At 59.1% G+C, this 11890-nt stretch carries 8 protein-coding genes; 5 read left to right on the forward strand and 3 right to left on the reverse strand.

The features are described 5' to 3' along the window. The first annotated feature begins 78 nt into the window (after positions 1-78). From CJ255_RS13420 to CJ255_RS13440, 5 genes are all read left to right on the forward strand, one after another. On the forward strand, positions 79-573 hold the full coding sequence (locus tag CJ255_RS13420; protein WP_097644614.1) for a DUF427 domain-containing protein: 495 nt from the start codon (positions 79-81) through the stop codon (positions 571-573). 244 nt (positions 574-817) lie between these two features. Continuing rightward, positions 818-2284, forward strand: a complete 1467-nt coding sequence (locus tag CJ255_RS13425) for an ATP-binding response regulator (protein ID WP_097644615.1) — start codon at positions 818-820, stop codon at positions 2282-2284. Positions 2285-2296: 12 nt separating this feature from the next. After that, positions 2297-3334: an HD-GYP domain-containing protein gene (locus CJ255_RS13430; RefSeq protein WP_097644616.1), complete on the forward strand. Its 1038-nt coding sequence runs from the start codon at positions 2297-2299 to the stop codon at positions 3332-3334. Further along, the gene (locus CJ255_RS13435) at positions 3312-4997 is read left to right on the forward strand and encodes an ATP-binding protein (RefSeq protein WP_165774707.1); all 1686 of its coding nucleotides are present in this window, start codon (positions 3312-3314) and stop codon (positions 4995-4997) included. The genes CJ255_RS13430 and CJ255_RS13435 overlap by 23 nt, the downstream gene beginning before the upstream one ends. A 171-nt stretch (positions 4998-5168) precedes the next feature. Beyond that, positions 5169-7247 (forward strand): FHA domain-containing protein, encoded by a 2079-nt coding sequence (locus CJ255_RS13440; protein WP_097644618.1) that lies wholly within the window; start codon positions 5169-5171, stop codon positions 7245-7247. A gap of 126 nt (positions 7248-7373) precedes the next feature. Here CJ255_RS13440 and alr read toward each other — a convergent pair whose 3' ends face one another. The 3 genes from alr to CJ255_RS13455 all read right to left on the reverse strand — a co-directional run bounded on the left by alr (position 7374) and on the right by CJ255_RS13455 (position 11641). After that, positions 7374-9995, reverse strand: coding sequence for an alanine racemase (gene alr, locus CJ255_RS13445; RefSeq protein WP_097644619.1), 2622 nt, complete (start codon positions 9993-9995; stop codon positions 7374-7376). 300 nt (positions 9996-10295) lie between these two features. Then, the gene (locus CJ255_RS13450; RefSeq protein ID WP_097644620.1) at positions 10296-11168 is read right to left on the reverse strand and encodes a phosphodiester glycosidase family protein; all 873 of its coding nucleotides are present in this window, start codon (positions 11166-11168) and stop codon (positions 10296-10298) included. A 2-nt stretch (positions 11169-11170) separates the two neighbouring features. Then, the gene (locus tag CJ255_RS13455) at positions 11171-11641 is read right to left on the reverse strand and encodes a flavin reductase family protein (RefSeq protein ID WP_097644621.1); all 471 of its coding nucleotides are present in this window, start codon (positions 11639-11641) and stop codon (positions 11171-11173) included. Positions 11642-11890: the final 249 nt, after the last annotated feature.

Genomic DNA, 11890 nt, shown 5'->3' on the forward strand with positions numbered 1-11890 from the left:
TACTATATATACCGCTGGCGAAGCCCAAAAGATACGCTTGGTTATGGTATAGTTTTCTTAACCAAAAGGAGGAATTGGATGCAGATCAAGCGTAATCCGGTTGGCCCCGGCCAGGAATCGGTATGGGACTACCCGCGCCCGCCGCGTCTGGAGCCGTGCGCGAGCCATATTCAGATCTTTTTTGCCCAGACGCTGATTGCCGAGACGCACCAGGCGTTCCGGGTACTCGAGACGAGCCATCCGCCCACCTACTACCTGCCCCCGGCTGATGTGCGGATGGAGTATCTACAGCGGAGCCCTGGGGGATCGTTCTGCGAATTCAAGGGTGCGGCGATCTACTACAGCCTGAGGGTTGGCAATCACCAACTGCCATCGGTTGCGTGGGCCTATCCGCGCCCGACGCGGGGCTTTGAGTCACTGGCCAACTACCTCGCCTTCTTTGCCGAACCAATGGATGGCTGCTTCGTTGATGGCGAGCGGGTCACCCCGCAGCCAGGTGGGTTCTATGGTGGCTGGGTTACTTCCAAGGTGGTTGGCCCCTTCAAGGGTGGCCCTGGCACACGCGGGTGGTAAGAGTCTGTCTGAAAAGCTAGTGAGCGTGCGTTGGAGTGCCGGCTTTAGCCGGCTGAAGCCGGCACTCCAACTTCAGTTCATGGACTTTTCAGATAGCCTCTAAGAGTCTGTCATGAGGCATCTATATCATATGCGTATCTCATGCTATGCTAGGCGTAATATCCAAGCAAACCCTGTTTGTTTGCTGTTGGCGGCTGCAACGCCAACAGCGAACAAACAAGTATAGTGAGATAGCATTGTGCAAGTGGAGAACCAAAGCCTCATCTTGGTCGTGGACGATCAACCTGTTGGTCAGATGGTCTTGGCTAGTCTGCTCGAACCTGAAGGTTACCGCCTCGCCTTTGCCTCAAATGGACCTGATGCGTTGAACCAGATGCAGCTCATGGCCCCCGATCTGGTTCTACTTGATGTCATGATGCCAGATATGGATGGCTTTGAGGTTTGTCGGCGTATTCGAGCCGATCCTACATTGGCTCTAATTCCGGTAGTGATGGTGACGGCCCTCGATGATCAGAACTCGTTACTCCAGGGCATCGAGTCAGGGGCTGATGATTTTGTCTCGAAGCCCTTTAGCCGCGCTGAACTACGTACCCGGATTCGTACCATTACGCGGCTTAATCGCTTCCGTACCCTGCTGGATGAGCAGCGTCGCACAGCGAGTACGCACGCCCAGTTGCTCTGGGCAATTGAGCAATCGAGCGATGGCTACTTGTTGCTTGATGCTGATGATTATCCCAAGGAGGGCAATAGCAGTGCTTGGAGCTACCTGAATCTTACGGGTGAACCAACACTGCCGATGTCTGTCCCCTTTTTGAGCGTAGTTAACGAACACTACCGCCTCGAGCCCAAAGAGGCTTGGGCTTTATGGCCGCAGATGCTCACGACACCGCGCTACCTTGTGCGTACCGAGGGTGCCACCACGTTCTGGCTGCAAGTGAAGGTGCTGGATCTACCGGGTGAAGCACCGGTGCAACGGATTGTGCAACTCCGCGATGTGACCACTCAGATCGCAACCCAACGCAATATCTGGGCCTTCCATGGGTTTGTCTCGCATAAGCTGCGTACCCCGCTGACTACGTTGGTCACAGGCATAAGTTTGCTCAAACGGCATAGTGACGAACTGTCCAATGATACGCAGATGATTGTCAAGATCGCCTACGATGGCACACAACGGCTCAAGGCGCTGGTTGAGGATATTCTGGGCTATATTGACGCTCCGCTCACATGTGCCGCCAATGAGGGGGCGCGGGTAGCCGAACTACCCGCAGTGCTTGCAACCCTGGGCCAGGAATTGGGCTTGGCTCAACTGCATATTCGTGCCGATTTGCCCGCGACCATGGCCCGGCTGGTGATTAGTATGCCCACGCTTGAGTTGCTGATCGGTGAGTTGTTCGAGAATGCGCGTAAGTTTCATCCCCAGCAGCAGCCCGAGGTGGTGGTTAGCTTGCAGCACATAGCACAGTCACTGCGCATTGAAGTGTGCGATAATGGATGTACACTCACCGCAAGCCAGTTGCGCCGTTTGGGTGAGCCATACCAGCAACTTGACCCCGATTTTACTGGTCAAGTGGCCGGGCTGGGTTTGGGCCTGGCGACAGTAGCACAGATCTGTTGGGCGATTGGTGGCACCTATCGGATCGCCAATCGCGCTGCTGCGCCAGGCATCTGTGTGACCCTTGAAGTGCCGCTGTTACCAGTATTAATTTCCTAGAGAAGCAAACATATGAAAACCCCAGCGCTCGTGCTGATCGTTGATGACCAAGCACTAGGGCGCGAAGTGATGGCCAGTGCCCTAGAAGCTGATGGCTATGCGCTTCGCTTTGCTAGTAATGGGGCTGAAACGATCGCGTTGGCTCAGAGCATTATCCCTGATCTGATTCTGCTTGATGTGATGATGCCTGAGATGGATGGATTTGAGACTTGTCGTCGCTTGCGTGCCGATCAGCGTTTGGCTCTGGTGCCAATCGTGATGGTGACGGCCCTCGATGATTGCGATTCACGCATTCAGGGGCTTGAGGCGGGGGCCGATGATTTTGTGGCCAAACCCTTCCACCGCGCCGAACTACGCGCCCGGGTACGCACGATTACGCGGCTCAACCGCTTTCGTACCCTGCTCGATGAGCGCCAACTTGCTGCCGAAGAGTTGGCCCATGCCTATGATGCCACCCTAGAGGGTTGGTCACGGGCACTTGATCTGCGTGACCACGAGACTGAAGGGCATTCGCGGCGCGTGACGGAATTGACGGTCTGTTTGGCTGAGGCTATGAATCTGCCTGCTGCTGAGGTAGCCCACATCCGGCGGGGGGCGCTGCTACACGATATTGGCAAGATGGGTATTCCTGATGCGATTCTGCGTAAACCGGGGCCGCTGAATGATGAAGAGTGGAAGATTATGCGTACCCATCCCTCTTTGGCCTATGAATTGCTATCCCCTATTAACTATTTGCAGCCAGCCCTCGCGATCCCGCTCTTCCACCATGAACGTTGGGATGGTAGTGGTTACCCACAGGGTCTCGCTGGCGAGACGATTCCACTCGCTGCACGTATCTTTGCTATTGTTGATGTCTGGGATGCATTGACCAATGATCGCCCCTACCGCCAAGCTTCCCCAAGCGATGAAGTGTTAGAATATATTCGGAGCCAATCAGGCAAGCACTTTGATCCGGAAGTGGTACAGGTCTTTCTGCGCTTGATGAGTGATGGTGTCATTGCACAGGTGATGAGGAGTGATGGCGGTTATGCAAGACGACCCACATCCTGATCCGCCGCTACCGGCGAACGAAGCGCAACGCTTGGCGACACTGCGCCGTAGTCGTATTCTCGATACGCTACCCGAACAGTTCTTTGATGATCTGACCGCAGTGGCTTCGTTCATCTGTGAAACCCCGATTGCTGCGGTCTCGTTGGTAGACCATGATCGGCAATGGTTTAAGGCGCATGTGGGTATGACGGAGCATGAGACGCCGCGTAGGGTTGCTTTTTGTGCCCATACGATCCTCAATCCTGATGCGTTGCTTGAGGTCAATGATGCGCTTGAGGATGACCGTTTTCGCCGCAGTAGCCTTGTAACCGAGGCGCCCTATATTCGCTTCTATGCGGGCGCTCCGTTGAACATGCAGGACGGAACCACCCTGGGGGCGCTCTGTGTGGTTGATACGGTGCCGCGTAGCTTGAACGAGCAGCAGCGGGCTGCGCTGGCGGCGTTGGGGCGTAGTGTGGCCAATGAACTAGAACTCCGCATCCAAAATTCGCTCGCCCGCGAGTTGGTTGAACAGCAGTTGCAGTCCAGTGAGGCAAAATTTCGCGGCCTGATGGAGAGCCTCGATAGCGCCATTATGATCGTTGATGCCAATGGTACGTGCCTCTATGCCAATGATGTGACGGCAAATCTGTTGGGCTATACCAGCGTCTCCTTAGTTGACACCAGCCTCTATAAACTCTTCCCTGCCATGGTAGGCAATCAAGCCGAATTGATCCGGCAGGTGTTGCAGAGCAACAGCGGGCGCGTCGTTGAAGCGCCGATTGAGCTCAAAGCAGAGACTCGTTGGTTTCATATCTCGTTCCAGCCGATCCGTGACGAGCAGGGACGTGCGACCTGTGTGCTGATCAATGCTACTGACATCCATAAGCTTAAGCAGGCTCAAGAGCGCCTGATCGAACTGAACCAAGCGCTTGAGGCCCAAGCAGAAGCGGTGCAAGAATTGGCCCGTAGCGAGATCGCCCGCACGTTCCAGGTGCGGAGCGACTTTTTGGCGAATGTTTCGCACGAGCTGCGTACCCCGCTCAATGCGATTCTGGGCCTCAGCGAGAGTATGCTTGACGGCATTTGCGACCCACTCACGCCTCTGCAAACTGAAACGGTGAACTACATCTACCAAAGTGGTCAACATCTGCTCAACCTGATCAACGATGTCCTCGACCTCTCCAAAATCGAGTCGGATCGGCTCCAACTCGATTACGAACCAGTCCTCGTAGCCGATGTCTGCCGCGCCAATCTACGCCTCATCCGTGAGCCAATTGAGAAGAAGAAGCAGCGTTTAGGCTTCACGCTGAATGATGAACTGGCGATCATTGAGGTAGACCCCAAGCGACTCAAACAGATGCTTGGCAATCTCTTGAGCAATGCGGTGAAGTTTACACCCGCGGGTGGTTCGATTAAACTTGAAGTCATCATTGACTATAAAGCGAACCAAGCTATCTTCAATGTACACGATACTGGCATTGGCATCAAAGCAGAGGACCAGCAACGGCTCTTTGAACCCTTTACCCAACTTGATGCGCGCCTCAATCGCCAGCACGAAGGCACAGGGCTAGGCTTGGTCTTGGTGCGCCGCTTGGCCGAAATGCACGGCGGCAGTGTCAGTGTGGTCAGTGAACCCCAGGTCGGGAGTTGTTTCACGCTGCGCTTGCCGTTGAGGAGCTAGGGGCATCAAATAAGCTCGCGCAAAGCCGCAAAGCCGCTAAGAGGCTGTCTGAAAAGTCTATAGGTTAGGGTTGGAGTGCCGGCGTTAGCCGGCTAACGCCGGCACTCCAGCGTGCGCCCCCCGGCTTTTCAGACAGACTCTAATGCTTGGCGCTCATAAGCTAAAACCACAATGAAACACCTTACCCCCCACCCCCCCATGATCACCCTGACTGGCCAGACCAATGAGTTGCAGGGCCAGACTTTTCAGGCGCGTGGCGATGATCTGGTGATTGGACGACAGCAGGGCTGTGCGCTGCTGGTGAACCATGGCCAGGTTTCGCGCCAACATGCCCGCGTCGTCCTGATGGGCAACCAATGGTTCGTCGAGGATCTCAATAGTGCCAACGGCACGGCGGTGAATGGTCAACGGATCAGTGGACGCCACCCGCTCCGTTCTGGCGATCGGCTGGCACTTGGTAGCTACGAATTCAGTGTGCAGATCAGCGGTGGTAGCGCGGATGATATGACGCCAACCGTACACACGCCAGTTGGTGCACCAGTGCCGCCGCCGCCGCAACCCTCCACGCAAGCGCCGCTGCCCGCGCCGCCATATGCAGCAGCGCCAGCGCCCGCGCAACCCTCCACGCAAGCGCCGCTGCCCGCGCCGCCATATGCAGCAGCGCCAGCGCCCGCTGCGCCCCAGGCGCAACAGCGCTCGTTGCTGCTGCCCTGCCTGATGATCACCCTCGGTGTCTGCATGCTCTTCGTCGTTACTGCTGTGGCTATTGGCATGCTGTTCTATACGGCACCAGATGATCACGTGGCTGACACGGCAGGAGCGCCGAGCAATCAAGGGGCTGCTCAAGGGGTGGGCTTCAACTATGATGTGAATGCCCAAGGCGTCGTGCAGGTGACGAGCCAGATGGGCGGCTTGGTGACGACCGCGACAGGTGGTCATCTGCTGATTCCGCCGGGCGTTGTTGCGCCCCAAGCGGATGGCAGTGCGGGCACGGCCAGTTTTAGCATGCAGGAGACGAGTGATCGCACGCCCAACCTGCCCGACGGCTTCACACCGCTAGGCTCGGTCTACCAACTTGGGCCAAATGACACCATGTTTCATGCGCCGGTGATGCTCAATCTGCCCATTCCGGCGGATGTTGATGCCGAGGAGGTGCTGGGGGTTGCCTTCTATGACCAGGCGAATGACACATGGCAGATGCTGCCTGCGGCCATTGATGGCACCAACCGTGTCGTCTCGGTTGCTACCATGCGCTTCTCACCTTGGGTAATCTTTGGTTTCATGGGCAGTGCCAGCGCAGCGCAAGAGTGGCGCAACAACAATGGTGGCATCTTGCGCGTGAGCAACCAGCACACCTACAACAGTGGGCGCTACCCACCGCCCAGCGGCAACGGCCCCTACACCGTCACCTACGGGGTTTGCATTGAGGGCTACGACCTCGCCGATCGCACGCAGATGTGGCAATGGGCACCTTCGGCCAGTTGGAACATGATGATCGGTGATTATGTGCATCCGCAAAGTGACGCCTACTGGCAGACGCGACATTTTGATTGGTGGTTGCCCAACGGCACCTACCATCTGATTGAAGTCTGGCACTTCTCTGAAGTTAACCGATCAACCAACTACAGCCCGCGCTTTGACAGCTACTGGCGGCGTCTCGGGCCGGTCGAGATGCAGGCAGGTAGTCTGATGGAGTATCGCTACGCCGAGGCCGATCTGGAGCTTGATCGCTATGTCGCTGGCCGAGCGCCATGCTTGGGTGGCACCTTCATTCCGCCCCCCGACAATACGCTGGCTCATAGCACCTTCGCCTACGATGTGCATATTACCCTCGCCTGGACAATGCCGGTAGGCTTGCACCTCTATGTCACCGCCCCTGATGGTACCACCATCTACCACGAAAATCCAGAGGACAGCAACGGCGGCCAATGGGTGATGGGCGAACCACCAAGCCGCAGTAGTCGAGCGACAGGCGACCGTCAAGATCCACCACCCGCCAATCTTGTCTGCCTCGCCGATCTGTTGGAAGAGGATCTAGCCCCGTATGTTCTTGCAGAGAGCGTCTTTTGGGAGAATGATACAGCACCAAGCGGTACCTATTCCATTGGTGTCAACTACTACAGCGGTTGCGGACGCCACGACTCTATCCCCTTCACCATCCACGCTGCGGTCAGGGGCGAGGTGCAGACCTTCTCGGGCGATGCCCGCCCTGGCCCCCCACAAGAGGTTGGGACGCTGCGTGTGCCATAGAAAAGTCTATGGGTTGGCGTTGGAGTGCCGGCGTTAGCCGGCTAACGCCGGTGCCAGCTAACGCCGGCTAACGCCGGCACTCCAGGGTGTGTGCCCCCCGGCTTTTCAGACAGCTTCTGAGCGCTTTTACCCCTCCCCCTCTCCGACCTCTCTGGGCACTCTGGGCATAATGCCGGTTAGGACTTCATAGCTGATGGTGTCGAGCCATGTGGCGATTTCATCTGCATTGATGCTTGCTTGCCCTTGGCTGCCAATCAGGACCACTGCGTCGCCGCGCCGCACATGGGCTACGGCGCTCACATCGGCCATGAGGTAGTCCATGCAGATGCGGCCTACAATGGGGACCCGTTGGCCCCGTACAATCACGCTGCGCCACGGCGGGCTGCGGCGCACGCCATCCGCGTAGCCCACGGGGATGGTTGCAATCGTGCTTGTCTGGCTGGTGACAAAGGTGCCGCCATATGAGATGGGGCTGCCCGCTGGGTGCTGTTTGACCTGGGCGATTTCGCTGTGAAAGCTCAGGGCCGGATGCATGCCTTCTGGTAGTGGGCTGCTGCTTGAGGGGGCTAGGCCGTAGCATGCAATGCCTGGCCGTACCATGTCGAGCCGCGTTGCGGGCATGCGTAGGAGTGCCGCACTGTTGGCGGCATGGGCGATAGGGGGGCGCAGTCCGGCGGCCTCTAGGCTGGCAAGAAGTTGCATGAAGCGCCCAAGTTGGGCTTCGGTACTGCCGAGATCGGGAGCGTCGGCGCTGGCAAAGTGGGTGTAGATGCCGTACACCTCAAGCCCGCGTAGGTGCTGCAAGGAGCGCAAAAAGGGCAAAACCTGCTCGGGCAAAAGGCCCAAACGGCCCATGCCGCTGTCCACTTTGATATGCACGCGCACCGGCTGCCCCAGATTACTGCCCGCAGCACTGAGCGCCTCAGCCGCCTCTGGATCAAAGAGGGTCGCGTCGAGACCCAAGCGGGCTACCGCTTCGGCTTGCCACGGCGGGGTGTAGCCGAGCAGCAAAATGGGGGCGCTAATCGCATGGTCGCGCAGGGTGCGCCCTTCGCCCAAGGTGGCAACGGCCAAGGCCGCTGCGCCCGCGCTGAGGGCTGTGCGGGCCGTGCGGACGGCACCGTGGCCATAGCCATCGCCTTTGAGCACGGCCATCAGGGGCACTTGGGCCAAGTGGCAAAGTTGGTGCACATTGCCCGCAAGGACATCCAAGTCCACCCGCAGCCATGTTGGTCGTTCCGGCTGCCCAATCCGCACACTGCGCCAGGCGGGTTCTTGGCGCACGAGGGCGGGGGGGGCTTTGAGATGATATTCACCACGCCGCTTGGCTTCGACAGGCTCAGCCAGCGGCGTGGGGGCTGAGCCTGTCGAAGCCAGCGGCGTGGGGGCGGGATCGGCCAAGAGCCGGGCTACAATGCGCTCCATGCGTGCTTCGGCCCCGCCCTTGATTAAGATCAGGTCGTTGGGTGTAAGTGGGGCCGGTAGCGCGGCCACCGCTGCCTCGCTAGTATCCACCACGCTGATGGGTAATTCTGGGCGGAGGGTGCGGGCGGCGTGGGCGATCACGACGCCCCAGTCGCCCTTGAGGATGAGCATGTCGGCACATGCGGCAGCTTGGTGCCCAAGGGCTTGGTAGAAGGGCGCTTCGCTGCCGATGGGCAGATCAGAGAGGCAGCCGAGCATGGCGATGCGTCGCTGGGCTGGGAGCGCCGCAAGGGTTGCGAGTGCGGCATGGGCTGAGGGTGGCGTGGAACTGAAGGTATCGTCGAGCAACTGCGCCCCGTCGCGTCCGGGTAGCAAGTTCAGCCGCCCTGCTGGTGGTTCGAGGGTGGCTAAGGGGGCTAGGCAGTCGGCAAGGCGCAGACCGGAAACGAGCCCAACTGCGAGGGCCGCGAGGGCCGCATAGACGGCGGGGATGCCTAAGAGCGGCACGTAGACATGGTGGTTCTGCTCTTGCCAACACAGATCGAAGCACGTCCCGTGGGAGGCATAGCGCACTGCGGTAGCACGCAGATCGCAGTGCGGCCCTATGCCATAGGTCAACACATTGGGGCTACGGGCGGCCAGAGCCATAAGCAGCGGATCGTCGCCATTGAGCAGCGTGCTGCCTGTAGGCGGCAGGGCGGCAATGAGCGCTGCATGCTCCTTGGCAATCGCCTGCAACCGCCCAAAGCCACGCAGGTGGGTCGCACCCACATTGGTGACGAGGGCCACCTGGGGCGGAAAGAGGGTCGTGAGGTGGGCCAATTCACCGGGGCGCTCGCTGCCATATTCGAGCACCGCATAGCGCTGGTCATCCTGCAAGCGTCCGAGGGCCACCGGCAGCCCCAAGAGCGAATTGAAACTACGGCGGCTCTGGAACGTGGGCTGATGGGCTCCCAGGAGTGCAGCCACCGCCCGGCGCGTCGTAGTCTTGCCGACGCTGCCAGTTACCCCAATGACCGTAGGGGCCACAGTGGCAAGCCGGGCCGCTGCCCAACGGCGCAAAAGCGCCTCGGGGTCAGCGGCCAAGATCACCGTCGCCCCGCCGGGATCGGCGGGGGGCCAGCGACAGAGCAGCCCCGTGGCGCCGGCGGCCAACGCAGCCGGGATATAGTCGTGGCCATCGGCACGCAGGGTCCGCAGAGCCACAAAACAGCTTCCGGGCAGCGTCAGGCGCGAATCATAACTCCAATCTGCAAAGGACGCTGCCTGCGCCACGCCAGCCAAACGCCCGCCCGCCGCGAGCAGGTCGGAGAGCAGGATCATATAGCCTCCCGCAACGTTGCGAGGCTTGTATCATCAGCCAATGCACTGCTGCCTTCGATACGACCTGGCAGGTGGGGCGCGTGCAGCCACCGTGAGGATGCCAACGCTTCCACCGCGCTCCACCTGCTAGGTCTATGGGCCATTGGCTCCTCAGACCTGCCAGGTGTGCGCCGTGAAGCATTGAGCAGTACCGCAACGCTCGCGTACGGCGCACACCTAGCAGGTCGTTTGATCGTGTTGCATGAGCAAATGCTTGACACCACACCCAAAACTCCCAAAAAACTCTATACCTGAAAGCCCTCAACTATCCTTTGGCAAGACCATGAGTACAATTGGCAGGGCGACAAAGGGCTCAATGCGTTCTGGGGCGTTGGGGCTACGTAGCAGTAGCCCGGTGGAGGCACCGCCATCAAGGTTAACGGCAGCATCAAGCTCAAGGTCTGAGTTGGCAAGCCAATGGCTCAATTCGGCCAGCGTGAAGGCGGAGCTGGCGCTGGCGATCAGCAGGACGCGCCCGCTGCGGTCGAGGGCGATGACGCTGCGACGGGCGCGTTGGCCATCTTCGTAGTCATAGGCGGGGGTGCCACCAGGGCGTACCAGCAGGGGCCAGCCTTGGAGCGCCTCGGCCAATGGTTCGGCAGGATCGTAGGGCGTATCGGAGAGGGCGCGGAGGAGCACTGCGCCACTTGGAGTGACCGCAAACATGCCGCCGCGTTCAACATAACTACTACCGATGGCCTCGCCAGCTTGAACCAGTAGCGACACACTGTGGCCATTGGCATCAAAAAAGCCTCCATTGATAACCACGAGCGCATTGTGTTGCGCAGCCCATTGGCCAAGGGTTGGTGGGGTATAGGGTTGGTAGCCCACGACAAAGCGTACCTGGCTTGGATCGATGCGTACCAGACTCAGAGGGGCTTGGATGTTCCCCACCGCGACCCGCATGCGGCGCAACTCGATCCCCGCTGCCGCCGTTTGCCATGCGCCATCCTGCGACAGCGGCGTAGCCGTCGCGGCTATGGGGGCCATGCCGGTAGGGGAAGGCATGAGCGTTGGGAGCGGCATGCCCAGATCAGGGAAGACAACCGGATCCGCATGAGGCTTGGTGCTACACGCAGTCAAAAGCAGGCCGAGCAAGATAACGAGGTTTGGGATGGAGCGATGAGGGGCCATCCTCACCGCCCCAACAGGTGGTAACCTGAACGATAATAGAGCAGTGGACGACCCTCGTGGCAACTCACATCGAGCACCTCACCCACAAAGATCGTATGGTCGCCGCCGGGCAGAGTGGCATGGACACGACACTCAATCTGGGCCAAGCAGCCAGCGAGCAGCGGCAAGCCATGGGGCGAGATGGTGTAGGTCTCTGGAATAAACTTCTCAGCCTGGGGGCTGGCAAAGCGGCGCGAGAGGTACTCTTGACCTTCGGCAAGAATATTGACCGCGTAGTAACCTGAGGCGGCAATCGTACTATGGCTGCTAGCCTGAAGATCAATGCAGACCAAAACCAGCATCGGGTTGAGCGAGAGCGAAGTGAAGGAACTGACCGTCAGGCCCGCCAAGCGCCCCTCGTGGGCAGTGGTAACAATAGTGACCCCAGAAGCAAAAAGGCTCATCACTTGGCGGAAGCGTGCATCATCAAGCATGGGATTGTATCCTCGTCTTGCAACATCTGATTGCCTCCCATTGTACCCCAAGATGTGCTATGGTATCTTCGGACAACTACGCCAATGGGGCAAAGCCCCATACGCATTACGTTAACCTTACGGCGGGGGGTTGGGGGAGGCTTCGCCTCCCCCAAAAAAACTCTTGTTGTTCCGTGTTGGCGGCTTCGCCGCCAACACGGAACAACAAACGGGGGTTGGGGGGCAGCCCCCAAGCGGGGTGTAGGGCGG

This window comes from Candidatus Viridilinea mediisalina (genome assembly GCF_002532535.1).
Classification (GTDB): Bacteria; Chloroflexota; Chloroflexia; order Chloroflexales; family Chloroflexaceae; genus Viridilinea; species Viridilinea mediisalina.

Excerpts from the sequence above, each read along its gene's own strand:
- CJ255_RS13440 (WP_097644618.1), top strand. The coding sequence starts at position 5,169 with ATGAAACACCTTACCCCCCACCCCCCCATGATCACCCTGACTGGCCAG.
- CJ255_RS13455 (WP_097644621.1), bottom strand. The coding sequence starts at position 11,641 with ATGCTTGATGATGCACGCTTCCGCCAAGTGATGAGCCTTTTTGCTTCT.
- CJ255_RS13430 (WP_097644616.1), top strand. The coding sequence starts at position 2,297 with ATGAAAACCCCAGCGCTCGTGCTGATCGTTGATGACCAAGCACTAGGG.
- CJ255_RS13435 (WP_165774707.1), top strand. The coding sequence starts at position 3,312 with ATGCAAGACGACCCACATCCTGATCCGCCGCTACCGGCGAACGAAGCG.
- alr (WP_097644619.1), bottom strand. The coding sequence starts at position 9,995 with ATGATCCTGCTCTCCGACCTGCTCGCGGCGGGCGGGCGTTTGGCTGGC.
- CJ255_RS13420 (WP_097644614.1), top strand. The coding sequence starts at position 79 with ATGCAGATCAAGCGTAATCCGGTTGGCCCCGGCCAGGAATCGGTATGG.
- CJ255_RS13450 (WP_097644620.1), bottom strand. The coding sequence starts at position 11,168 with ATGGCCCCTCATCGCTCCATCCCAAACCTCGTTATCTTGCTCGGCCTG.